The sequence below is a fragment of the Hydrogenophaga sp. T2 genome, assembly GCF_049843535.1.
Classification (GTDB): domain Bacteria; phylum Pseudomonadota; class Gammaproteobacteria; order Burkholderiales; family Burkholderiaceae_C; genus Hydrogenophaga; species Hydrogenophaga crocea.
In genome coordinates this window covers 19,585-45,681 of record NZ_JBBHZJ010000009.1, presented here as the reverse complement: position 1 = coordinate 45,681, position 26,097 = coordinate 19,585, and the positions used below count along the sequence as shown (strand labels likewise).

The following is a 26,097-nucleotide window of genomic DNA, read 5'->3' as shown; positions in this document are numbered from 1 at the left end:
TTCCCCCCTCTGAAAACATCGCGCCCGCGGACCGTCCCTGTCCGCGGGCTCCCCCCTCAGTTCCAGTTCGAGGCAATGACTGGCGTCAACGACTGCGCGTAGTCCGGCGGCAGCGTGGTTTGGCCGGCGGCCGGCGGCGCAAAGGACGCCATGGCGTTGACCAAGTTGTCCACCTGGGAGCTCAGCAAGATCTGGCCATCGTTGGTCATGAACTGCTCGAGCTTGTACTGATTGCCGCTGTACCAGTTGGTGATGCTGGCCTTGTCGCCCGTACCGATGATGCTCACCTCGAGGTTGTTGGACACCCGCTGGAACCAGACCTGCTCGATGGTGACCTCCTCCAGGAGGCGCAGGATGTCGGTGTTGCCCGCCGTGCTGTCGTTCTCCTGCACCGTCTCGGCACCATCGCCACGCCCCAGCAGGTAAGTGTCGTTGCCGGCACCACCGATGAGCGTGTCGTTGCCCGCCATGCCGCGCAAGGTGTCGTGGCCAGCGGCGCCGCTGAGTGAGTTCGCACCGCTGTTGCCCGTGAGTTGGTTGTCCAGCGTGTTGCCTGTGCCGTGAATGCCCGAGGTGCCGATCAGCACGATGTTCTCAACGTTGGCGCCCAGGGTCAGCGTGACCGAGGTTCTGACGGTGTCGTTGCCTTCACTGGCGTTCTCGGTCACCACATCGGTGGTCCTTTCAACCACGTAGGTATCGTTACCCAGGCCTCCACGCATCGAATCGACACCAGCACCGCCATCAAGGGTGTCGTTGCCCGCATTGCCGACGAGGCTGTTGTTGCCGCTGTTGCCCGTGAGGAGGTTGTCCAGGGCGTTACCGGTGCCGTTGATGGCAGAGCTGCCAGTGAGGGTCAGATGCTCCACATGGTCGCTCAGTGTCCAGGTGATGGAGGCGTTGACCAAGTCCGAGCCTTCATTGGCCGACTCGACGGTGGTATCACCCGTCTGCGCAACGGTGTAAGTGTCATTACCGGCACCGCCGTGCATCTGATCGTTGCCGGAGCCACCGTCGAGCGTGTCGTCGCCAAGGCCACCGCTCAAAGTGTTGGCCCCGGTGTTGCCCACAAGGCGGTTGGCCAGGTCATTGCCCGCTGCGCTGTTGGAGGCGGACCCCGTGAGCGTGAGGTTCTCGACGTGGGCACTCAACACATGGCTTACCGAGGACTGCACCAGGTCCACGCCCGCCTCCGCTGCCTCCACCACCACGTCCAAGGCGTGATCGACCACGTAGCTGTCGTCGCCCGCCCCGCCTTCCAGGGTGTCAGCGCCCGTGCCACCGCTGAGGACGTTGTTGCCACCGTTTCCTACCAGCCGGTTGGCCATCGAGTTTCCGGTGCCGTTGATGTTCCCCGACCCTTGGAGCCAGAGTTCCTCCACGTTCGATCTCAGGGTATGAGTGATCGAGGCATACACGCGATCATGGCCCGCATCGGTGTATTCGGTCACCAGGTCCAGGGCATTGTCGACGTAGTAGACGTCATCGTCCCACCCTCCCTCCATGGTGTCCGCGCCGCTGCCACCATCGAGGGTGTCATGGCCATCCGATCCGTAGAGGGTGTCGTTGCCGCCATGGCCCAAAAGCAGCTCCGAGAACACGTCGCCATAGAGTTGGTTGTTCCCCGCATCGCCCTCGAGCGTGAGTGCGAACGCATCCAGGTCCTGCGAGTTCCACACCACACCGTTGTCAAAGACGACCTCCAGGTCGTAGTCCACATACATGTAGCTGCGCACCAGGAAGGAGTCCACACCGTCATCGATCTGGATAATCAGGTCCCCCCCTGACCGCAGGACGCGGACATCTTGCTCTTGGATACCGGGTCCGAGCACCAGGGATTTCCGGTCGGGCACGCCCGTCGCGGCGTACTGTCGCTCAAGGATGTCGTGACCGTCGCCCCGTCGGAAATGGATGAGGTCGTGACCAGCGTCATGCTGGATCCAGTCGTTCCCAGCACCGCCGCGCAGCACATCGTCGCCCTCACCACCGCTCAAGCTGTCGTCGTCTGAACCTCCCAGCAGCACGTCATTGCCCAGCCCCCCTAGCAGGAGATCGATACCCGTATCACCCACCAGTTGATCGGCTCCGGAGCCCCCGTCGATCGTATCGTCACCCGATCCGCCGTCCAGCGTGTCGTCACCGGCCCACCCCCACAACTCGTCAGCGCCGCCCAAGCCTTGGTGCTGGTCCGCCGCCGCACTGCCAAAGTAGACATCCGCCGATTCGCTCGCGGCATTCGTATTGCCCGCCTGCATGCGGCGCAGCAGTGTCTGGAACGGGATCGTGGAGCCATCCTCGAATTCAATGCGCACCAACTGGCTGACGGGGTTGTTGTCTTCGCTCGATGCGTATGCAGATTCAAGACGCAGGCTGTCAGAGGCGGAGTACTGGATCAGCAGATCACTGCCCTCGCGCGTCACCACTAGATCGTTGGCGGCCACAGGTCCCGAGAAACGCACAACACCGGTAGTGGTCCAGTAACCAATACGCAAGCGGTCGTTTCCTGAGCCCTGCCCCAGCAAGATGGCACCCGAATCGCCGGCTCGCGACAGCTCGAATGTGTCGTCGCCCTGGCCGCCATCGATGAGCACACTGCTCGTGCCCGAGATCAAGTCGTTCCCCAGGCCGCCGATCAAGGTATCGTAGCCGTCAGGGCCCGCGAAAATCTGGTCGTCACCAGCGCCGCCATCGATGAAGTTGCTGCTCTGGTTGCCCACGAGCACGTCCGCGCGATCCGAGCCGCTCAAGCTGGATGCGCCAGCCGAGTTCAGCAGCTCGATTTGCTCGATGTTCGCGAAGCTGCTCAATTGGTGATGCCCGACACCGCCGCCGATCAGCACCCGATCGGCCGTGCCACCATCGGCCGACTCAATCACTTGTGCCGAGTACTGGCCGCCGATGGCGTCCCAGTTCACCGTGTAGGTGTCGTTGCCGCCGTATCCGACAAGGGTGTTCCCCACTCCGACGGATTCAAGGGAGTCCCACCATATCGAGCCAGTGGCCACGGTGCCATTCCCGATCAGGCGCACCCTTGAGATGGCGCCTTGAGCATCGATCGCCCAACTCACCGAGCTGATGACGGTGATGCCCGAGCCACCCGATAGCGCCACGATCCGATCGTCCTCGTCATCGACGTGGATCGTCAGGGATCCCACACGGGTGATGACGGTGTCGGCTCCCGCTCCCCCATCGACGGTGCTCCCCCAAAAGATCGACTGCGTGAACTCGATGACATTGTCCAGGGCATTCCCCGTGACTTGAATCGTCCGGTAGCCGGGGTTCACTGCCGTGGTCACGAAGTTCTCGATGTGATCGGGCAAGCTATAGCTTTGGTCAGCGTACACCGTATCCACGCCTTCGCCCGCCTGCTCCACCACCACGTCGTAGCTGGCATGAATGTGGTAGCGATCGTCGCCCTGGCCTCCCAGCAGAGTGTTCATCCCATCGCCGCCAGACAAGATGTTGTCGCCGGCGTTGCCGGTGATGACGTTGTCCAGTGCGTTCCCAGTCCCGTTCAGGTCGATCACACCGGTCAGCGTGAGGTTCTCGACGTTGTCGGCCAGGGTGTAGGAGATGGCACTGTGGACCGTGTCGATGCCCTGGTTGGGCGCCTCGCTGACGACATCGCCATTGTTGTCGACGAAGAACTGGTCGTCGGCAGCACTGCCGTTCAGGGTGTCGGCTGCCGTAGAAACGGTGTGCTGCGCGATAGCGGCTTCATCCCATTGCGTGCCATCGGCGAACCGGATGAGCTCAATCTTCGTGGCTTCGTAGGTGAAACGGTCCTTGATGCGGGTCTGGATACTTCCCTCCTGGACCGAGATCACCAGGTCATTCAGGTCACGATGCAACTGGACATCCTGCGCCAGGATGCCGGCTCCGAACTCGAGCACGTCGTAACCACTTGCCTCGATGATCTCGTCCTTGCCATCGCCCAGTCCGATGCGGTAGACGTCGTCGTCAAACTGGCCACTGAGCGTGTCGCGTCCACTGCCACCGGTCAAAGTGTCATTGCCGTACCAACCCACCAGCTGATCGTTGCCATTCCCGCCCGCGATGAAGTCGTTGCCGTGGCCGCCATTGAGCGTTTCCGCGATGGAGGCGCCCAGCAGGGTATCGTTGCCTGCAAGGGCCGTGCCCATGCTGCGCGTCCCGTCCATCACGATGTGATCGTTGAAGTCGTAGCCGACGATCTCCACGGAACTGGCCCGCAGGCTCTTCTCGTAGAGCGTTTGCCAATCCCAAATCACCCCATCCGAGAATTCCAGGGACTCGATGCGGTGCCGGTGATCGCCAAACAGGAACTGCTTGCGCAAAACGATCAATCCCGCGCTTTCGCCGAGCACCTTGTGCACCAGGATCAGGTCTTCATCGTTGGCCACCCCTCCGTCGCCCCAGACGCGGCCGAAACGCACTTCTTCACTGGTCACGGACAGCTTCAAGCGGTCAATGCCGTTGGTGGCGTCGTCCTCGATGTACACGTCGGTCTCAGGCCAGCCATTGAGGACATAGGTATCGTGACCGGTGCCACCCTCCATGGTTTCGCCGTCCACCAGCCAGTCGTCGCCATCAGTGCCTTTGAGCACGTCTAGCCCATCGCCGCCATTGAGCGTGTCGTTTCCGCCCAGGCCGTACAAGGCGTCATCGCCAGCACCGCCCAACACATGCTCGTTGTTGGCGTCGCCCCAGTGGAAATCGTTGCCGCTGGTCAGCATGATCACTGCGCGGGCCTGGATACCGTTGCGATCCCAGGTTGAGCCATCGCCGAACACGATGTGCTCGAGGCCTTGGCCAGCAAATTGCTGCGCGACCATGACCACCCCGGGCTGGCCCTGGACGTGGATCTCCAAGTCAGCGCCCACGCGAACGAGGCGCAGGTCGGCGGCGGCGACCGTGGGGTCGATCACCAGCCGGTCATTTCCCTGGGTGGAGCTTGCGGTGTCCTCGATGCGGTCTGCCCCTGCTGCGGGAGCCCAGTGGTAGTCGTCCGCCCCCAGGCCACCGCGCAAGGTGTCGTTGCCCAGACCTCCGACGAGTGTGTCGTCGTTGTCGCTGCCCACCAGCAGGTCGTCACCCGACGTGCCCGTGATCTGCAGCGCGACCAGCACCGCTTCGATTTGTGTGGTGTCCCACACGGTGGCATCGGCGAACACAACCTGCTCCAGGCCCTGGCTCAAGAAGTGGTTGGCCACGCGGACCTGATGCGTCTTGCCAACCACCCACACCACCAGGTCGTCCCCAACCCGGGAAACACGGGTATCGGCTACCGCGATGTCGGCACCCAGGACCAAACGGTCCAGTCCCAGGGCTGCTCCTCCCGCATCCTCGATACGGTCGTTGCCAGCCTCCAGGTTCCAGTGGTAATCGTCCGATCCGCTGCCGCCGCGCAGTGTGTCGCTGCCCGCGCTGGCGAGGAAGCGGTCGTTGAGGTCCGTGCCGGTGAGCACATCGTCACCGCCCGTGCCACTGAAGCCAAAGCCGCGCTGAACGAGTGCTGCATGGCTGAACGAGCTTCCGCTGGCAAACACATAGCTCCCCACCAGGCTGGCTGTCGCCGCTTGCGACGCATTGAAGCCAGCAATGCGGATCTGGTTGCTTGCCGACACTCCCACCTGCACCACCAAGTTGCCGCCAGAGTGGCTCAGGTGGATATCGTCGGCCGTGATGCCAGGGCCGAAGACCAGCGTGTCGACCGCAGGTGCCCCGATGTCTCCATCGATCCGATCGAGACCGTCACCCACGCCGTAGCGGTAGCTGTCGGCGCCTTCACCACCCATGAGCACATCGTCACCGGCGCCGCCACGCAAGGTGTCATCACCGATGGATCCACGCAGCGTGTCGTTGCCACCGTTGCCTTCTATCCGGTCGTTGCCCGCTGAGGCAATAATGTCTTCGGCCGACGCGTCGCCGTCGAAGCCCCGGGCCAGCATCTGCGCAATGCTCAGTACCGTGCCATCGGCAAACTCGAACTCGTCGATGGGGGAGGGTGCAGAGCCTGAGGCGTCAAAGCCGGCGAATGTGATGCTGTCCGCGGAACCTTCGCCAACGCGCAGGCGAAGGCTCCCTTGATGCCCCGTGAGGCGAACGTCGGCCAAAGCGATGCCTTCGCCGAACACCAAGCGGTTGGGCGTGGGGTTTCCGAGCGCATCCACCTTCTGGCTGGTGTCGATCAAGGAGTCTGCGCCGTCTCCACGCCGGTACAGGTAGACGTGTGATCCCTCACCTGAACCCTCGAGCAAATCATTGCCCAGCCCTCCGGAAACAGTATCGCCAGCTTGATTGGCCACCAGCTGGTCCGATAGGCGCCCGCCCATCACGATTCGCGTGCCCTCTGAGGTCACACCCATGACTGCCTGGTCGCCCAAGCGGCCAATAAGCTCGCTGTTGCTCAGAGTCACCCCGTCAGCAAATTCGTAGCGGTGGAGCGAGTTGCTGAGGCCACCGAAGACCAATACGCGGTTGGTCTCTCCCCAAGAGATGCGCAGGTGGGTGTCACTGACCGGCTGCACGCTCACATCGTCAGCGTTAACGCCCTCGAACCGGATAACGTTCGCTCCCTCACTGTCCTGCACCACATCGTTCAGCTGCAGGTGGGAAGGCTCGTGAATGCTGTCACCGGTCCGGAAAACGAAGAGGTCGTCGCCCGCGCCGCCCTTGAGCAGATCCACGCCGACCCCGCCAATCAACGTGTCATTGCCATGGCCCCCCAACAGCGTGTCATCGCCCGACCCACCATCGAGCGAATCGTTGCCTTGAAACTCGGTTGGCAACTGATCCAGATCGTCATCGCCTTCCAGGTAGTCGTTACCCGCACCGCCAAGCAAGGTATCGGATCCACCAGAGCCGAGAAGTGTGTCCTCTCCCGCCCCACCGTCTAGCGTATCGTCGCCATGGTGGACCCCAGCAAGCTCTGCCTGAGCGGCATCGCCCACCAGATAGTCGCTGCCCTCATCGCCGAACAATGAGTCGGCACCGCCAGACCCGAAAAGGGTGTCGTTTCCGGAGCCTCCGTCTAGCAGATCTGCACCATGGTATTGCCCAACCAGATACTGTTCCGCGACGTCACCGATCAGGAGGTCGTTATCCCCTCCGCCAAGCAAAGTGTCTTCGCCGGCATATCCAAGTAGGGTGTCATCGCCACGGCCGCCATCCAGATAATCGTCTCCCTGATACGTCACATCGATATATCGACCGTCACCAACAAGCTCATCGTTGTCATCGCCACCAAAGATCACATCGTGGCCACCATCGCCGTGAATGGAATCGTTCCCTGCTCCGCCACTGATGAAGTCGTGGCCATAGCTGGCATCGGTTTGTACGCCTTCGTCGCCAGTGATGACATCGTTGCCCTCCCCACCATCAAGCCAATCGCTATCGCCCCCGCCAAAGAGGACGTCCTCCCCACTGCCCCCGAACAACTGATCTTGTCCAAGTTCACCGAACATCCAGTCGTCTCCGGCACCGCCGTACATCACGTCTGAATCTCCTGCTGCGGAAGCTTCGACGTAAGTCACTCCAGTGAAGTCGACCTGATACGTATCGATGTCGGTCTCTGCACTGTGAGTCACCGAGCGCTGCAAAGTCCAATCGCTCTGTGCGGAGCCCACATTGCTGTCCCCATACAGAACGTCATTTCCAGCGCCGCCCCACAACGTGTCTTTGTCATCGCCCCCAAGAAGCAAGTCTGCACGGCGCCATCCCACAGTCCAGTCAGCACCTTCACCACCAGCCAATAGATCACCTTTGCCGGAAACTCCGTTTTGGTCTTCACTCTCGGGATCGTGATCGGTTTGAACGTGTGCGTCCTCTTGGACTTGGTCGGCGAACAATCGATCGTCTCCGCCTTGGCCCCACAGCCGATCAAGGCCATTTCCTCCCGCAAGCGTGTCGCTGCCTAGTCCTGCGAGCAGATAGTCATCACCGGCGCCACCATCCAACAAATCATCGCCACCGCGGTAGGCATTGAGCGTGTCATTGCCACCATGGCCAAATAGCTCGTCGTTGCCCAATCCGTCGTAGAGCAAGTCGGTACGGTCGGGCGCTGCCTGGTTCGCTTTGACAATCACGTTGCCCAAGGCGTCATAGCTGACCTGTACGCCCTCAGCCTCGGGGTTGATGTCCACCGGCGCTTTGTCACCATGCACGGATACGTCCGGGTTGGGCGGCTCAGGGGGCTCCTCGGCTTCGTCGAGCTGAATACCAAACCTGCCTTCCACCCAGTCCATGAGCGTGAGCGTGCCGGCACCAGCGCTGATCACCAAGTTCTGCTTGTTGCCCTCGGTGACGACGCGGTAGCTGGCGTGTTCGTCCTGCCACTCAAGCGCGCCCGGGCTGGCGCGCTTGGCCACGGAAAGCACATGCTCCTTGTAGCGGATGGTGCCACCACCTTCGTCGATCACGACGTCGTTGCCCGCCGATCCATCGAAAACATAGGTGTCGTGGCCGCCGCCTCCCTTTAGCGTGTCATTGCCCGCGTCGCCATGGAGCTCATCGCTACCGCCACCGCCAAGCAGGCTATCGTCGCCGCCGCCGCCGCGCAGGGTGTCGTTGCCGGCACCGCCCAGCAGCGAGTCTTTGCCGTCGCCGCCGTCCAAGCTGTCGTTGCCGGCGTTGCCTTCCATGTAGTCGGCACCCCCCTGGCCATTGACGGTGTCATTACCGGCGCCGCCGTAGAGGCGATCGTGCACGCCTGCACCATCGATGACATCGGCTGCGGCGCTACCAAACACGACCTGGTGGTCGTTCAGCGTGATGCCCTGACCATCGATCGCTAGCGTCAAGGGCGCTCCACCAGGCAAACGTTTGGTGAGGTCTACGAAGTCCCAATTGCCCTGCACTTCGCTGGCGTCCCAATCCTCGGTGTAAGACTTAGGGCCTTCACGCGGGCTGTCGTTTTCGTCGAGCATGCCGCGGTCGAAGCGGATCTTCCAGGACAGCATGGCCGCGCGATCAGCCAGCCAAGCCTCGCTCATGGCACCTTCGTCGGTATCGGGGTCGTACAGGTCGAGCGAGCCGTCGCTGTTGTGCTGCGCGTAGTTGATGTCGGTAATGACGAAGGCGTTGAGTTCACGCAGCGCATAGCGCCAAGCGATGTTGACTGTGGCAAGCGTGACCATGTCGTCGCGCCCGTAGGTGGCGTCCAGCGTGAGTTGCTGGCCGTTGAGGTCGGGGGGCAAGGGGCTCAGCACGGTGTAATTCACGCCGAAGAGCAAGTTGCCCAGCTTGTCCAATAGGTCCATGCGGCCGTTGTCGTCCAGGTCTTTGGTCATCTGGTAGAGCTTGGCCGCGCCATCGGCGCCAAAGATGCCGCCCAGCAGCGCGGCACCCACCACGATGGCGCCGGCCACGGGCGCGGAGAGTACGGTGCCGGCAGCGGCGAGCACCGCCACAGCCACGGCACCTACCGATGCCCCAATCACTTGGCCCGCGGTGGAGCCTGCAACATCCAGCGCCCATTCGGTGACGATCTGCTTGGCGCCCGCATGGTCGCCGCTGAGCTCTGCTGCTGCGGCTTGCGTGGCGATCATGCCGGCGCTGACGATGCCGCCGATGGCGCCCAGCTTGGTGAGTGCGCGCGTGGCCGCACGCGGCACGTGAAAGCCGCTGAGCAGATCGGTCCAGGCCTTGATTTCTGCGGCGCTGGCGTTCTTGTGCAAATCAACCAGCGCATCGGGCGTCATGCTCAGCCAGCCCGCGTATCCGTTCAATGCGGGTTTGCCGAAGTGGGTTTGCGTGATGGCCGTGTTGACCACAGCACTGCGCATCGCCTCAGCCCAGTTGGTGGTGTAGGACGCGCCGATCTTGAGCAGATCGTCGCGAGCGATTCCGTCCACCTCGGTGATGCTGCTGCCTGATTGGAGTTTGGAGAGCAGCTTGGGGATTTCGTTGTTGAACAGCACACTGTCGGCAGCGGGATTCAAGGTCAGTATCCGCACAGGGCCGTTGGTGGCCTCAACGAACATTTCTGAAGCCGTGGCCCATGGGCCGCCTGTGCCGCCCTTGTTGAGCCAAAGTTTGGCGGGGTGAGTGGATGCGAGTGCATCGAATCCAGTGGCGTCCGCGGGCAATCCAAATGCCTGAGCTACCTTCGCTTTGAACTCATTGGAATTGAGAACATCAGCAGCCATCGTTTCACCGATATGACGAACATCGTCGCCCATCTGCTCAACAATTTGCCAAGCAGGCGTGTTGTCAATAGTTCCTGCGTACAGAACCGTTGTTGACCCGGAGGCATCGACAGAGAGCTGTCGAACGAAGTTGATGATGTCAGCTTGAGTTGCACTGACGTTGGAGAGCGCCTGGATCGCGTCATTGAAACTTGCAAAAGGCATGACACTCACTCCCCAATGAATTCGACGGTTGCACTGCGATGAACGTACTGATGCGTCACGCCCCCCGGAGACGCAGCAATTGCCTCTCGCAGAACTTCCATGAGATCATCCCTTACCACAGTGCCCAAATCTGAAATCTCAATACCTTTCGCGAGAAATCTGAACCAACACGAAGTCTGATCAGGCGATATCTTTGAATCAACTGGACGCATTTCAAAAAACACCCATACCTTTCTCCAGTAGAAGGCATACCCAGAAAACTCAGATTCCTGATGCGCCCACACCTTGAGCAAAAAGGCATCTCGTTCACGATCAACCGTCCAATCGCGGCTGTGCATGCGACCTCTCCGCGAAGGTAAGTTGCGTTCGCCACAGATTCTCACCAAGTCGTACTTTTCGCGATCCGACTCCGAGATGTACTCATTCACAAATGCCATGACGACTTCCTCTTGAAATATTGACTGCGAATTAGAGCAACCAAATCGATTGAATCAAACGACACGAATCCAGAAGCATTGATCGACAGCATGTCAACCATCACACCATAGCCGCCGCCATGCGGGTCTTGCCCACGGTCGCCGAACAGCCGGTAGTAGTGCCCATATTCATCTCTCACGAATACTCTCCCTCGAAGCCCGCTGAATCGGGCTCAGCAAATACTCGATCACCCGCCGCTGGCCGGTTTTTATCTCCGCGGTCAGATTCATACCCGCCGCCAGCGGCGTCTTGCGCCCGTCGATGTCCATGCTGGCCTGCGCCATCCGCAGCGTGGCCAGGTAGATGGCGCCCTTCTTTTCGTCCTGCACCGCGTCCATGGAGACGAACTGCACCTGCGCGGGCACGGTGCCGTAGCGGGTGTACAGAAAGGTCTCGAGCTTGATCTCGGCTTCCTGTCCGGGGCTGACGAAGCCGATGTCCTTGTTCTCCAGGGTCACTTCGGCCACCACACTGGCGCCGTCGGGCACGATGACCATGAGCGGTTGCGCTTCGGTGACCACGCCGCCGGGGGTGTGCACAGCCAGTTGTTGCACCGTGCCGGCCACGGATGAGCGCAGTTGGGTCAGGTCTTGCCGCTGCTTGGCCTTGGTGGTTTCCTGCTCCAGGCGCGCCAGCAGGGTGCGGGCTTTGGATTCGCGGTCGCGCAGGTCGCGTTGCGCTTCGGCCCAGGCGGCCTGGCGGGCGGCTTGCGCTTCCGTTACCTGCCACTGCACTTCGGCTTCACGTGCGTTCAATGTGGCCAGTTCGCGCTCCATGTCGATGCGCTCGCGCTGCCGGTCTTGCGTGGCGTGGGTGGACATGAAGCCCTGTTTCACCAGCGATTGGTAGTCCGCCTCGCGCGAGCGCACCAGCGGCAGGGTGGCTTCCAGGCGGGCCACCGCCTGCTGGGCCACGCGCACCTCGGCCTTGCTGCGCTGGGTTTCGGCGTCGAGCCGCGCCAGGCGCGCGCGCAGGTCGCTCCATTCGGCGTCGATCTGTTGGGCCAGGGCCTGGCGCTCGCTGGTAGGGAGGCTGGCCAACTCGGCGGCGGGCGTCTGGGGCGCACGCAGGGGGAGTGCACCCGCCTCCTGGTTGCGCAGCGCATGCAACAACGCGCTGGCGCGCAGTAGTTCCCGGCGCGCCTCGGCGGCCTGCTCGCTCACGTTGCCGTGGTCGGCGCTGGCGGCGGTGGGGTCCAGCTCCACCAGCAGTTGGCCGGCGGCCACCGTGTCGCCGTCTTTCACAAGGATGTGGCGCACCACGCTGGGCTCCAGCGGCTGGACGAGCTTGGTGCGCTCGCTCACCACGATGCGCCCGGGGGCCACGGCCACGATGTCGATCTTGCTGAGCAGCGCCCACATCAGCGCGATGAGAAACAGCGCCATGAGCAACCAGGCCAGCCGCCGCGGCGCGGGGTGAACGGGCGTTTCCTGCAAGCTCATTGCCGCAGGCAAAAAGGCCGCTTCCTCGCGCAGGCGAGCGGGACCGGCCAGGTCGGCACGGTGGCGCCAGGCCAGGCGAAACACCTGGCCATAGCGTTGCGGCAGCGCCCACACCGGGTGCGGGGCAGATTTGGTCTTCGATAAAGGCTGCATGGCGGGCTCAGGCTTGGGGGTTGGTGGCGTTCGGTTCGCGCAGGCTGCCTTGCAGGGCCCACAGGTGGGCGTAGAGCCCGCCCCCGCGCTGCACCAGGGTCTCGTGGCTGCCCTCTTCCACAATGCGGCCGCGCTCCATCACCACGATGCGGTGGGCATGGCGCACCGCAGACAACCGGTGCGCGATCACGATGACGGTGCGGCCCTGGCAGATGCGGGCCATGTTGGCCTGGATGGCCGCTTCGCTTTCGTAGTCGAGCGCGCTGGTGGCTTCGTCGAATATGAGGATGCGCGGATTGCCGAAGAGCGCGCGGGCAATGGCGATGCGCTGGCGCTGCCCGCCCGAGAGCGATGAGCCCTGCTCGCCCACGAGCGTGTCGTAACCCTGGGGCAGCTCGCTGATGAAATCGTGCGCGCCGGCCAGCCTGGCCGCCTCCACCACCGCCTCGATGGGCGCGGCCGGGTCGCTGATGGCGATGTTTTCGCGCACGCTGCGGTTGAACAGTAGGTTCTCCTGCAGCACCACGCCGATCTGGCGGCGCAGCTGCGCGGCGTCGATCAGGCCGATGTCGATGCCGTCGACCAGCACGCGGCCCTGCTCGGGCGAGTACAGGCGCTGCGCCAGTTTGGTGAGCGTGCTCTTGCCCGAGCCGGAGCGCCCGACGATGCCCAGCACCTGTCCGGCCGGAATGTCCAGCGACAGGCCATGGAGCACGGGCGCCGCCTCGGGGCGGTAGCGGTGCGTGACCTGGTCAAAGGCGATGTGGCCTTTGATCGGCGGCAGCTTCGCGGCCTGCGCAGGCGGCACCTCGGTGCGGGTGTCCAGGATGTCCGCGAGCCGGGCCATGGAGATGCCGGTCTGCTGAAAGTCCGTCCACAACTGCGCCATTCGCATGATGGGCTGTGCCACGCGTTGGGCGAACATGTTGAAAGCCACGAACTGGCCTACGGTAAGCTGGCTGTCCATGACCAGATGCGCACCCCACCACAGGGTAGCCGCGTTGACGAGTTTGCCGATGAGCCCGATGGATTCGTGCCCGAGGGCGGCTACGTTCTGAGTCTTAAAGCTGGCCGACACGTAGGCCGCCAATTGATCGTCCCAGCGCTTGCCAAAGCGCGGCTCCAACGCGCCGGCCTTCACGGTCTGGATGCCGGTGACAGCCTCGACCAGCATGGCCTGGTTCTCGGCACCGCGCGCAAACTTCTCGTCCAGCCGGCGGCGCAGAACGGGCACGATGAACAAACTAACCGCCAGGTACAGCGGCACGCTGGCCAGCACGATGAGGGTGAGCGTGGTGCTGTAGAAGAACATCACCGCGATGAACACGCCGCAGAACAGCACATCCAGCAGTACCGTGAGCGCGTTGCCGGTGAGAAAGCTGCGGATGTTCTCCAGCTCGCGCACCCGGGCCACCGAATCCCCCACCCGCCGGGCCTGGAAGTAGGCCAAGGGCAGTTGCAGCAGGTGGCGGAACAGCTTGGAACCCAGTTCCACGTCGATACGACTGGTGGTGTGGCTGAACACATAGGTGCGCAGGAAGCTCAGCACCGACTCGAAGATCACCACCACGACCAAGCCGATCACGAGCACATCGAGCGTGGTCATACCGCGGTGCACCAGCACCTTGTCCATCACCACCTGGAAGAACAGCGGGCTCACCAGCGCTACAAGCTGGAGCATGAAGCTGATGAACAGCACCTCGCCTAGCAGGCGTCGGTGTTTGACGAGACTGGGGATGAACCAAGAAAAGTCGAAACGCGACAACTCCGCAGCCAGCGTGGCACGGCTGGAGATGAGGACAATCTCACCCGTCCAGCTGGCGGCAAACTCGGCCGATGACAAAACAACAGGGCGGCCTGCGCTCACGTCGTGGATGAGTACGCGCTCGGCGTCCACCTTGGCCAGTAGCATCACGCGGGTCTCGCCTATGTGTTCGGCCATCGAACGGAGCAGCACCAAGGCTGGCAGGGCGATGTGCGCCAGGCGGTCTATCCGCGTGGTGACAAGTTTTGCCTTGAGACCGAGGGATTGAGCGGCCAGGAGCAGCTGCGCTCGGTCCGGAGGTTCTGCTTGGCCCATACCCAAGCTGTGCCTCAAGGCCTGTGGATCAGCGGGTACCTGGTGAAACCGCGCGATCAAGCACAGCGCAGACAGCGGATCTCCGCCCAGCTTGTCGGTTTCGGAGGCTACGCTCGGGACGCCTTCACTGAGGGCACCGTCTGTAGCCGCTTGGTCAGCACCTGGCGGCAGGTCCCGATCGTCAACTCCCATTGGGCGCTGCTTTTGCACCCAAACTCCTGCTTCAACAGCACCCACAAGGCCCCCTTGCCCTGGACGGAGGGAGATGCAGGCATGCCTATGCGCCTCCCCCGAAATCTACCTAGACAAAAGTGGAGGCATGTCCTGCTGGCTGCCGGGCTCGTGTCCCTGTTGAGCACTTCTGTTTGTGGTTAAGGTTGTCGTCGAACCAACGATTGCTGTCAATCGCGACACGCCGACGTACCTGCTGATCATCATCAACTTTTGCACTTTCAGGGCCTCGTACAAACATCCAGTTGGTTTGATCAGCGCTCCCCATTGGGTCCCATGCCGGGAACCGCAGAAGCCCGACGACGACAGGCAGTCGCCTCGGTCCAAGAAAAGGAAAAGCAAAAAGCAGGAGGCCAAAGGCGACACGATTCGCGGCGAGCGCGCGGATCCTCGCTGCCGGTACAACGAGCACGGCCAAACCAGCTGGCTGCCGCATACCTCATCAATGTTGCATCCGAGCCCACTTCCGATGAGCCATCCATCAGTTCATCGGTGGCCGCACTCTGATGGGGTACGCCTGGGCACCCGACTACCCGACTACCGCTACGCAAGGTCAGTGGACCCGCTTGCCAACTCCCGCCGCGATACATCCTCTCTAAAACGCGCGTGCGCGCGCACGCGCGCGCTTTTTTTTTAAAGGCTGGCGAAAAACGAGTGGTCGATTGCAACTACAGCGAAATTCTCGAGGTATCACGATAGGCGACTTGAGTGCGCGCGTACCCCTGAGACGGGTTCGGCGTGGCCTACGACCACCGCCAGCGAGTCTGAGGCCCCTGCAGTGCAGGGGCTTTTTTATTGTTCGAACGCTAGGCGCGGTGCGGGGTTGCGGCCGATGGCACCCCGTCTCTCACTTCTCCGAAATACAGCTAGCAGCCCCCTTGCCCTGCTTTGGCGCTGGTTTCTCTCTACCCGGCGCTTTTGTCGATACAGATAGTGGCTAAAGCATGTTCAGGCCACGAGGACGTCGCTACGGTCAGGTCGAACTCGGGAACACCCTCAGCAAGCGCGCACCATCGACCAACGAGTTGTGTATCGCTGGCTCGAGCAGCACGATATCCAGTGCGCTCATGTGAACGAAAAACTGCGAGGCCATAGTCTTCCAGCGTCCGAGGCTGTTCAGCTGGCGACTGAGGTGCCACCGAGCCTGATCAGGGCCAAGCCCGAACTCCTCCGCCCTCACCATGAGCTCCTTCAAAGTAAGCCGGGGACTCCCGCTCGCCACCGCCTCATCGTTTGGCTCGAAAGCCGGATAAAGGCGCAAGCCGTACGCGGGCGCAAGACGCCAACGCCCATGACCGGCATAAAGGAATCCGATTTTTCGCAAATCGTTACCCGGCTGACAGATCAGCCGCATGAAAACGAGACGCTGCCATAGCTGACTAGCGTCACCGGAATGATCCCTGCAATGCACGCGCATCGCTTGCAGCAGGTCAAGGGGCCCGACGTCATCACGCCCGTGGGCTAGGAGCAGGCTACGTGCAGACAGGAACGGACGGCGCTCGCCCACCTCAGTACGGTCAAAGCGCTCGCCAACGAGAATAGGCCGCTGCACCGGATTGAGCAGCCTAACCCGGACTGCGTCAATCCCCGCTGCCGCTGCCAAATGCATCGCCAGCACCTCTGCTCGATTCAACGATAAAGTCTCCAAGCCGGTGTCCAATAACGCAACGAGTGGAGTCATTCCCCTCCCGCGCTTGTACATCCGCAGTTCGGCTACTGAACTGTGTGGGCAATCGGTTACTTGAGGCCTTGCTTGACGATACGAAAAGTTAGAGATTGCCATCGGGAATGTCCGCCGCGCAGATGTGGCAGCGAGCGTCAAGGCTCACCCGCGCAGACTTGACCGTGTAGTCGTCAACTCCACTGTCCAGGCCTTCGACCAGGTCGCGCTCGTCGCTGCGGTTTGTCAGAAAAAGAATGGGCATGGCGTGCTCGCAGTTGGCGCGAATCCAGCGCACCACGTCGGGGCCGCTGATATCGGACAACTGCCAATCGACGATAAGGAGGTCGAAGGTGTTGCGGCGCAGTTCCCGTAGCAAGGCCAGACCGCTTTGGAAAACAGCACAGTCATGGCCAATGGATTTGACGCTGCTCTGAATCAGGTTCAGCTGTAACACGTCATCATCCAGCGCGGCAATACGCATCTCTGTCCCTTGCTAGTCTTGACCTATGCCGTTTGGGCGTAGTTGAAAGGTGGAGACGGTCTCGAGCAGGCCGGTAGCCTGGGTAGAGAGATTGGCGGCAGCGGCGGCCATCTGCTCGACCATGGCGGCGTTCTGCTGGGTAGACTGGTCCATCTGGCTGACTGCCTGACCCACTTGGTCAAGCCCGGCGCTCTGCTCGCGGCTGGCCAGGCTGATGGATTCCACCAACTGCGAGACCTCGCTGATGGAGGCCACCATGCGCTGCATTACCTCTTGGGCTTGGGCCACCATGTCTGTACCTTGTTGGACGCGCTCGCCGCTGGCTTCGATGAGCTGCTTGATTTCATTGGCAGCGGTGGCAGAACGCTGGGCGAGCGAGCGCACCTCGCTGGCTACGACGGCGAAGCCGCGGCCTTGTTCGCCGGCGCGAGCGGCCTCCACTGCCGCGTTGAGCGCTAGGATGTTGGTCTGGAAGGCGATGCTCTCAATCACTCCGATGATGTCTTGAATGCGACGGCTGCTCTCTTCGATACCGTACATGGTGGTCACCACTTTAGCCACGGTTTGACCGCTCTCTCCGGCCAAGGCATTGGCGGTGCGAGCCGCTTCATTGACCAGGGCGGCGTTGTCAGCGGTGCTGCGCACGGCGGAGCGCAGTTGCTCGGTAGAGGCTGAAGTCTCTTCCAAGGCGCTGGCCTGGCTTTCGGTACGTGCGGAGAGATCGGAGTTGCCGGAGGCGATCTCGCCACTGGCCAGAGACACGCTCTCGGCGCTTTGACGCACGCCGCGCACTGACTCTTCAAGCCGAGCCACCATTGCGCGCAGGGCGGCCATCACGCTGGTGGTGTCGCCTGGGCGCAAAGGGATGTCGATGGTGAGATCGCCGTGGGCCACGGCATCGGCAGCAGCCTTAAGGACATGCGGGTCAGCGCCGAGTTCGCGTGTAATGCGCATCAAGAACATGGCCAGGCCGGTCAGGGCCAGGGTGATGAGCAGGGCTGCGCCCACCACCAAGTTGCGATCGAGCGTAGCCATGGAGCGCACGCCCTCCACGTTAGCGCTAAGTTCCTGGCTTAGACGAAGCTTCTGCTCGCCCAATGGCTTGAGGAGGGCATTGCGGGCGGGAATGGTGCGGTCCACCAAGTAGGCGAAAGCCTCTTCCTTACGGCCTTGCTGAATGAGCGCGACGTTGGCCTCGCCTTCCTGCCAGAAGGAATCGAGCAGCCTGGCGAGCGATTGCACGGACTCGCCGTCTTCTGGGGCGGCGTTATCCTTTACCAACTGGCTTAGCAGCTTGGCCAGCAAGACCTTTTTGGTGGAGATATCGGCCAGAGCTTCATCGCGCTCCTGCGAGTCGCGCGCCAGGATGCCGTGGCGCAACTGCAGCGAGGTGCGGGTGACGTTGAGCTCCATGTCCGCTATGGTCAGCAGTGCGGGCACGTTGTCGTTGTTGATGCGCGCGGCATCGCCAGCCACCTTGCCCATGGCAAACCAGACACTCGCGCTCAGGGCGACCAGGAGGGCTATCAAAATGCCGTTAATCAATAGAAGTTTGCGATTTAAGGGCATGATTCAACTCCAAAGTGCATGTGATTTTTGTTTAACGAGAAACATTGCAAGTTCTTCAAATCAATCGACGACCTGCTCTCCTCGGCAATCACCCCAATGGTGCTTCGAGGCCGATTTGGCAGATTTAGAGAAGGAGGGAACCTAACTGGGTACAAAAAATTTCAGCCTCCGATGGAGTTGGGCGCCTGAGCACTTTCTTAATGCGGCAGAGGCGTGCATTTGGGCCACCGCCTATGAGTAGATGGGTTAGGTTGTCCACCTTGACGCACGAGGCATGAGATCGTCATCCGTGTTTTGGCTGCTCAATCGTCACAGGTGTTAACGTTTAGGCTTGACTATCTGCATGCAACATCAACTCACCCACCATGCGGTCGATTTCCTGGAACATGCCGTCAGCACTGTCGGGTTTGTAGACGATGCCGTACACACCCAGTTGATCGGCCTGCTGTCGCAGAACCTCCGTGATGTGTCCTGTGATGATGGCCACCGGGATATTTGTACCGGCGGCCCGCAGCGCTCGGGCGAATTCGATACCGTTGGTGCGAGGCATGTTGTAGTCAGTGAGGATGAGGTCTACCTGCGTATCCGGGCGGGCGATCCAGTCCAGTGCGACCATAGGGTCGTTAAAGGTATTGATCTGATAGCCCGCACGCACGAACAGGCGCTCCATCAAAAAGGTGAGAACTTCGTCGTCGTCGACATACACCACGCGGGCTTTTCGCTCCGAAAGCAACGGCTTCGTGTCGGCTGCGATGGCCGACGCGCTGGAGCCTGTAGAGCGACTGGGCTCCAGCTTGCTGGACAGGCCAGACAGACCAGGCAAACCAATAGTGAACGCGGTGCCCAGGCCAGGGACGCTGTCGATGTCCAAGGTGGCGTCGTGCTCGCGCAAGACGCCGTGTACCACTGGCAAGCCGAGGCCCGTGCCCTTACCCGTTGGTTTGGTGGTGAAGAAAGGCTCGAAGATGCGGCGCTGGGTCTCAATGTCCATGCCCACGCCGTTGTCTCGAACGGTAAGAAGCGCCCAGGAACCACTCTCATGGGCACCACCTTCCAGCACTCGCAGACGCCCGGGTTCTGGCGCTTGCTCACCGCGTTGCACCATCACCTCAATGCGCCCATGCTCTAGGCTTTCCACCGCGTGCCCGGCATTGATGCACAAGTTGAGCAGCACTTGCTCCAGTTGTGTGAAATCGGCGAGCACATCGGGTGCGTCAGGCGCGACCTCGATGTGCAAGGCCACTCCCTGGGGCAGGCTGCTGCGTAGCATCTGCTCGGCGCCATTCAGGAAAGGGCGCCAGGCCATGCGCTCGCGACTGGCCACCTGCTGCCGGCCGAAAGCCAGGATCTGTTGCACCAGGTTGCGCGCGCGGCGCCCTGCTTTGCGCACCTCGTACAGGGAGACACGAGCGGGATGCTCAGCCTGCACGTCTAGCAGGGCCATCTCTACATTGCCCAGGATGGCGGCGACGATATTGTTGAAGTCATGGGCTACGCCCGAAGCAAGCGTGCCCAGTGCTTCCATCTTCTGTGACTCGCGCAGCTTGGTCTGCAGCTTGAGCTGCAACGCCTCGGCTGCATAGCGATCGGACAGATCGACCTGCACCGCGTATAGCTCATTGACGCCCTCGGCCAAGGGCAGGCATAGAAGGCTGAGCAGCACGGGAACCTCTTCGCCGTTCTGGCGGCGCAGGTTCATTTCCCGCGGAGGTAAGGGGCGGCCTCGCGCCACCATGTCGCGCATGTCGTGCAGCAAGGCTGCGTGCTCGGCTGGCGGCAGGATCAATTCAGACAGGTACCGGCCCATGGCTTGTGCTGCCGTGTGGCCGAACAGGTGCTCAGAGGCGCGGTTCCAGTAGCTCACCCGCAAGTCGGTGCTGTAGCCCTGGATGGCCACGTTGGGTAGGCTCTCCAACAGAGTCCGCATTCGATATTCGCTCTCCAGCAGAGACTGCTTGTCGCGCCGGCTCTCGGTGATGTCGCGCACGAAGGCGGTGTAGCTGACGCGTTCGTCCACCTGCACGCGCGACAGCGACATCCGGCCCCAGGTGTCTTGCCTGCCCAGGCACTTGATGGGCATGTCACGGCCAGGGCCGATGAATTGCTCCAGCACTTCCTTGGGCGATTGCGCCAGCGCCCGGTCGTACTCGTCCACCAAGCTGTCGTGGAGCAACACGCGCAAGTTCTGGCCCACCAATTCAGCGCAGGGGCGTTGCCACAGCTGCTGCGCCGAGGCGTTGCAAAAAGTGATGCGCATCTGGTCATCCACGGTGATGACCGAGTCCACCGCCTGCTCCAGGGTCTGACGTATCATCTCGCGAGAATCCCGATCGGCGGTGACATCGCGCACGAAGGCGGTGTAGCCAATGCCGCGCCCCAATGTAATGCGCGAGATGGCCAGCGACACCCAGCGTCGTTGCCCGTCGGCGCGCTCAACCGGCACTTCTCGGAATGTGCCCACGATGCGGTCGGGCTGCCCCTCGCGGTTGCGGGCGATGTAGCTGTCGTGTTCGCGTCGCCATTGGGGGGCACCAGCATGCTCACGTTTCGCCCGATGACCTCCTGGCGCTGATAGCCCCACAGGCGCTCGGCCGCAGAGTTGTAGAAGGTGACTCTATTGTTCGCATCGATAGTGATGACGGCGTCGATTGACTGCTCCAGCGCGGCGATAGCCCCCTCACCAGAGCTTGTCAGAAGTCGTCGCACAGATGCCAACAGGCGTGAGACGACGCCTCGATCCAATTGCTTTTCGTGGAGCGGGCAGGAGTATTTAGTGGGATGGTCGTGCATGCCTACTCAAGTTTTCGAAGCTAGACCCCGGGCCAATCTTCGGCAAATTCGAGGCTATGTTGCGTGAATAGGTATCGGTCGATTTTTCGACTTATATACAAACTGCGCAAGTTGAGTCTCGAAATATGATCAAAAATGAATGATGACAAAAATCGGCGCCGGCCTATAAAATTGACTCGTCACTGGAGCTTATGGTGTGAGCCCTATAGTTGAATAATACTTTAGCGCTCTTTTTTGCCAAAATCATGGCCGACAAAAAATCTCTTGACGTTTGCCGAATGTTTTGTATTCTTTATCCGCCAAATTTAGACAAAAAATGAATAGCAAAGTCATTAGCAAGAGAGCAAAAAATGGCCTGATGTTTGCGGAAAAATGAACATGCCAAAAGCTGGACAGGTCGGCATCTACCCCATCAATGTTCGCCGCGTGTGTGCAAAGCTTCTCAGAGAGGGGCACGACTCGAAAGCTTTGTTGGCTGCGGCCGGCCTTTCTCCAGAGCTACTTTCAGATCGAGAGGACTTGATCTCTCTGGATGTCATCCGCCAATTTGTGTCTGCCTGCCAGGGCGTCGTGGGGCGCCCAACCTTGGCGCTTGAATGCGGATGGGAGGCTCCCCTGACAGACCTGGGACTGGTAGGGCTACTGATAGCCTCTGCCGAAGACCTCCGGCAAGCGCTTCAGGCAACGCAATGCTTTGTGATCTTGGTTTCGGCGTTTTTGCGAGACATGCTGGTGGAGGCAGACGGCGGCATTTGGGTGGTGATCGACTCGACACGTCCTCTGGGCGACTTGCATGCCTTCGTGCTCGACTACACCGTGGGCGTCTTCGGTCGAATCATTTCTGAAACTGTCCCGGGCTCGCGCGAGGGGGCTCGGCTTCAAGTCCCTTGGTCTGCTCCTCCTTGGCGGACGTTCTACGAAAAAATTGCTGGGCAGGTTGAGTTCAACTGCGGGCGCATGGCGTTCTGGATTCCAGATGGACTTCTGAATCGCGCCAACCCCACGGGTAACAAGGTAACGCACGAGGCCACTCGTGCGCTGGCTGTGCAAGAGGTAAAGCGACTATCGGCAAGTACGACTTTGCACAACCGCCTGACGGCGCTGCAGCAAGATCCAGAGTTCCGCTGGCAGAGTGCGCACGAGTTGGCTAAGGAATTGGGCGTGTCAACCTCGACGCTCGGGCGTCACTTGAAGAAGAGTGGAAAGTCTCACCGGCAGTTGCAAGAAGAACAGCGCAGAGAGCGGGCGACCTGGCTGCTCGGGCACACGTCAGAGCCGGTCAGTTCGATCGCCCAGCAACTGGGGTATCTGAGTGAATCCAACTTCAGTCGAGCCTTTCGCCGCTGGTATGACATGTCTCCTTCGGCGTACAGACTGGGGACCAAGAACGGACTATTGAAGGAATGAGTCGCCCCAGGGCGATTCAAACTCCGGAGCAAGCCGCGTCGCTTGGAACTTGCTCTTGAGCTTCGCTTAGTCTTGAATGACTCTGAGCACTCCGTTCTCGTAGTAAAAATATTTTGTCTTTCCGCTCAAGATGCCAGGATAGACATGCTGCTCAAGGTCCAGCCCTTCCAGGCTTGTTCTGTTAACTTTTGCGGGGCTCCCCAAAATAAGACGCACTGCCGCCTCACTCATCCCTAACTCGTATCGCCCCGCCCGCACGTTTTTCCATTCTTCTGCCGTGACAGCAGAGTTGGTCGTAATTGGGTCCCGTGTGTGCCAGTCGATGTTCAGCTGGACAGTAGGACCCGTCTGCTCTAGGTGAATCGCCCCGGGACGATTCAGTCTGGCAGACGGCGTTGTAGTAGCTTCGAGCTTCTGTACCGCTTGCTGTCCTTGCGGGATTCTGTGCGGCATAGCATTTGAACAATCAACGTAGGATGCTGCTTGGCTGCAAGACGGGGCTGTCTCCAATGGACTGATTCTGGTTAACAAATGGGAGGACTGTTTTGTCTGAGAAGCTGAGATTCGTTGTCTTGAGTCGTCGAGAGGTATTGCCTGCCGCACCTCGCCCGCTCATGGTCGTGAGGACAGATGCCTGGAACGATTTTGGCTACCAGGTGCAGTTTCACCTGACCTATGTCGATGAAAAAAATTATCAAACACACCTTGGAACGCTGAAGGTCCTTCAGCGGGTCAGTGCTCCTGGTGAAGCGATTGGGTTGGCCAAGAGCACTGTGCTGCCTGAGTCGTTCCAAGCGTTGGACGATTCGTTCGTCTCTCTCGGGCAGGACGATGACTATTACAAGGGCCTTCATGAGCTCATGGGAGCGCAAGCCGGCGACGTTTTGACGGCCTTGCGGGACATCGCCTGGCTTCCGGCGCTGGCGGCCGATTTCGAGCCAACTTCCGGATTCCGAAACGCCCTGATGCGCGAAAACGGAGCTCACCGAGCGCGCCGCTTTGGCAGGCCCTGGGCTTCCGGCGTGAAAGTCACTGAGAAACTGGATTTCACTTACGTCGGGGCCATCGAGGGGGCCGAAGCAGAGGTCACTGCGCGTTTCGCTTTCTACGCGGAGGATCCTGTGCCCGGGCGCATCGTGGGCATCATCGGCCGCAACGCGGTGGGTAAGACGCGGTTCATGGCGAGCCTGGCTGCCGATCTGGCGCAGATCGCCCGGACTTCGGCCGAAAAACTGAATGAGCGCGAGACACGGTTCCCGCTGGGTCGGCCACTTTTCACGCGGGTCATCGCAATTTCCTACAGCGCGTTTGACCGCTTCAAGAGACCGCACCAGGACAGTTCCAGCAGTTACGTGTACTGCGGTATCCGCAACGACAAGGGCATCCTCTCGCGCAGCGCCTTGATCGATAGCTACCGCGCCAATCAGGCGCGTATCCGCGAGCGCGGTGACCAGCGCAAATGGACAAGCTACATGCAGGCGATTCTGGGCGACCTGAGCGCTCAGCTGACGATGGACCTGGAGGATGAAATCGGCTCGGACAACCTGGAGGACAAAGCGCTGTCGTTGCTCAGCTCAGGGCAATCGATACTTGCGCACTTCGTCACGGCTCTACTGGCTTGGATTCAGCCCAACTCCATCGTGTTGTTTGACGAACCGGAGACCCATCTGCACCCCAACGCTGTGGCCAGCCTGTTCCTCGTTCTCTCGGACATTCTCGAGGAATCAGATTCCTATGCCGTTGTCGCCACCCACTCGCCGATCGTCATCCAGGAGATTCCGGCTAAACGGGTGCTCATGTTCCAGCGCATGGGCAACGTGACCGAAGCCGAACCCCTGGGTCTTGAGAGCTTCGGGGAAAGCGTCACGGAGTTGACGCGGCATGTGTTCGAGACCGATGAGGTGGACAGTGTGTATCGCCGCACGCTCAAGGAGCTTGCACAGACCGAATCGGTTCAGCAGGTCATAGCACGTTTTGAGCAGGGCTTGAGTCTGTCTGCACAGGCCTATCTCCTGGCGCAGTACGGCAAAAAGGCAGGGGGCAATCGGTGAAGCCTCTGAGTCCGCTGCCCGAGCCCGCGAATTACCTTGGTCGATATGTGTCTATCCGCGACAGCAAGCACCATGGAACACGAGGCCTACTGGTGGCCAACCACGCCCTACTGACCCAAAGGTACCAGGACCATGCGCAAGCTGTTGCGCTTGGTGCGTTGGAGAGCCTGCAACCCAACGTCCAGGCCCGGCAGATCAGCGAAGCGCTGCGCGCGTGTTATGGCGGAGCCACCCAGCCGCTTAAAGAACTCAAGCGGGACATCAAAGCCGAGCAGCCCGAACGGCGCCTGAAGTACTGCCCGATGTGCGGGACCACACTGCCCAAAACGTTCGACCACTACTTGCCTGCGGAAAAGTTTCCAGAGTTCTCTGTGCACCCGCTGAACCTGGTTCCCTGCTGCTCAATCTGCAATTCGATCAAGAACGACGATTGGCTTTGCGCGGCTGGCCGCCGGCAGTACTTGCATGCCTATTCAGATCACTTGCCCGATGAGCCGTTCATCCAAGTGATGCTGCATAAGAACCCAGCTTTAAAAGGTGTAGGGGCAACGTTCGCGTTGCGCAGGCCCGCCGGCATGGCGGATGCACTGTGGCAGTTGATCGACTCGCATTTTCGCAAGCTCAATCTCATCGAAAGGTACAACGAGCGAGGCAACGATGAGGTGAGCGAGATCCTGTCGGACTGCCGTTCCTATGTGGCTGCTGGTGGCCAAGATGCGAGAGCATTTCTTTCCCTGCAGGCCGCAGATCGTGCAGCGGTTTATGGTCGCAACCACTGGATCGCTGTGTTGATGGAGGCCGTGGCTGCGCATGCGGATTTCGATGACTGGATTGCAGCGAACTGACGCAGTGTAGGGGCCACATTCGCGTTGTACAAGCCCGCTGGCACGGCGGATGCACTGTGGCAACTGATCGACGCGAATTTTCGCAAGCTCAATCTCATCGAGGGGTACAACGAGCGAGGCAACGATGAGGTGAGCGAGATCCCGTCGGACTGCCGTTCTTATGTGGCTGCTGGTGGCCAAGATGCGAGAGCATTTCTTTCCCTTCGGGCCGCAGATCGTGATGCGGCTTATGGTCGCGATCCACTGGATCGCCGTATTGATGACGGCCGTGGCTTCGCATGCGGATTTCGACGTCTAGGTTGGTACGAGCTGGCACTGGTCTCTTGCCTGCGATCGGCATCTATGACGCCCAAGCCGACCTGATCGATGTGTGGCGGGCCGTGTGATGGCGTCTGTCGTTCGTCAGTCATATCCGCAGTCAGCGGGGTCTATCCAACACTCATATCCTGGACCGGTTGTGCTCGATCGCCATCTTTCAGGTGTTCCATCGAACGCTTACGACGGGGTAGCGCGCTCTAGTAGCTCCACCCCCTGTCGTGCGTGGTGAAGTGCTTGCGCCAGCGGCGGTCTTGCGCTT

The 26,097-nt window shown here is 60.9% G+C and carries 13 protein-coding genes and 1 pseudogene; 4 read left to right on the top strand and 10 right to left on the bottom strand.

What is annotated here, in order from left to right:
• Window positions 1-56 precede the first annotated feature (56 nt).
• From WDZ95_RS19110 to WDZ95_RS19065, 10 genes and pseudogenes are all read right to left on the bottom strand, one after another.
• Window positions 57-10,331: a calcium-binding protein gene (locus WDZ95_RS19110; protein ID WP_425780793.1), complete on the bottom strand. Its 10,275-nt coding sequence runs from the start codon at window positions 10,329-10,331 to the stop codon at window positions 57-59.
• 5 nt (window positions 10,332-10,336) lie between these two features.
• A complete protein-coding gene (locus WDZ95_RS19105; RefSeq protein WP_425780791.1) occupies window positions 10,337-10,669 on the bottom strand; it encodes a hypothetical protein in 333 nt (110 codons plus the stop codon).
• 86 nt (window positions 10,670-10,755) lie between these two features.
• Window positions 10,756-10,947 (bottom strand): hypothetical protein, encoded by a 192-nt coding sequence (locus tag WDZ95_RS19100; protein WP_425780789.1) that lies wholly within the window; start codon window positions 10,945-10,947, stop codon window positions 10,756-10,758.
• Entirely contained in the window at window positions 10,937-12,403 is a 1,467-nt protein-coding gene (locus WDZ95_RS19095) for an HlyD family type I secretion periplasmic adaptor subunit (protein ID WP_425780787.1), read from the bottom strand. The genes WDZ95_RS19100 and WDZ95_RS19095 overlap by 11 nt, the downstream gene beginning before the upstream one ends.
• A gap of 7 nt (window positions 12,404-12,410) precedes the next feature.
• A complete protein-coding gene (locus WDZ95_RS19090; protein ID WP_425780785.1) occupies window positions 12,411-14,675 on the bottom strand; it encodes a type I secretion system permease/ATPase in 2,265 nt (754 codons plus the stop codon).
• A gap of 1,012 nt (window positions 14,676-15,687) precedes the next feature.
• Window positions 15,688-16,497, bottom strand: a complete 810-nt coding sequence (locus WDZ95_RS19085) for a HipA domain-containing protein (RefSeq protein ID WP_425780783.1) — start codon at window positions 16,495-16,497, stop codon at window positions 15,688-15,690.
• The gene (locus WDZ95_RS19080; protein ID WP_166223313.1) at window positions 16,484-16,858 is read right to left on the bottom strand and encodes a response regulator; all 375 of its coding nucleotides are present in this window, start codon (window positions 16,856-16,858) and stop codon (window positions 16,484-16,486) included. The genes WDZ95_RS19085 and WDZ95_RS19080 overlap by 14 nt, the downstream gene beginning before the upstream one ends.
• Before the next feature lie 12 nt (window positions 16,859-16,870).
• Complete coding sequence (locus WDZ95_RS19075; RefSeq protein ID WP_166223310.1) at window positions 16,871-18,427, bottom strand: methyl-accepting chemotaxis protein; 1,557 nt, start codon at window positions 18,425-18,427, stop codon at window positions 16,871-16,873.
• Window positions 18,428-18,752: 325 nt separating this feature from the next.
• Window positions 18,753-20,777: a PAS domain S-box protein gene (locus WDZ95_RS19070; RefSeq protein ID WP_425781089.1), complete on the bottom strand. Its 2,025-nt coding sequence runs from the start codon at window positions 20,775-20,777 to the stop codon at window positions 18,753-18,755.
• 24 nt (window positions 20,778-20,801) lie between these two features.
• A pseudogene (locus tag WDZ95_RS19065) lies at window positions 20,802-21,217 on the bottom strand (PAS domain S-box protein); the annotation flags it as partial.
• 378 nt (window positions 21,218-21,595) lie between these two features.
• Between WDZ95_RS19065 and WDZ95_RS19060 the strand changes: the two are divergent.
• The 4 genes from WDZ95_RS19060 to WDZ95_RS19045 all read left to right on the top strand — a co-directional run bounded on the left by WDZ95_RS19060 (window position 21,596) and on the right by WDZ95_RS19045 (window position 25,818).
• Window positions 21,596-22,624, top strand: coding sequence for an AraC family transcriptional regulator ligand-binding domain-containing protein (locus WDZ95_RS19060; protein WP_425780780.1), 1,029 nt, complete (start codon window positions 21,596-21,598; stop codon window positions 22,622-22,624).
• Between the two features lie 545 nt (window positions 22,625-23,169).
• Window positions 23,170-24,675, top strand: a complete 1,506-nt coding sequence (locus WDZ95_RS19055; protein ID WP_425780778.1) for an AAA family ATPase — start codon at window positions 23,170-23,172, stop codon at window positions 24,673-24,675.
• 92 nt (window positions 24,676-24,767) lie between these two features.
• The gene (locus WDZ95_RS19050; RefSeq protein ID WP_205710705.1) at window positions 24,768-25,520 is read left to right on the top strand and encodes a hypothetical protein; all 753 of its coding nucleotides are present in this window, start codon (window positions 24,768-24,770) and stop codon (window positions 25,518-25,520) included.
• Between the two features lie 160 nt (window positions 25,521-25,680).
• Entirely contained in the window at window positions 25,681-25,818 is a 138-nt protein-coding gene (locus WDZ95_RS19045) for a hypothetical protein (RefSeq protein WP_166223298.1), read from the top strand.
• The last annotated feature ends 279 nt before the right edge of the window (window positions 25,819-26,097 follow it).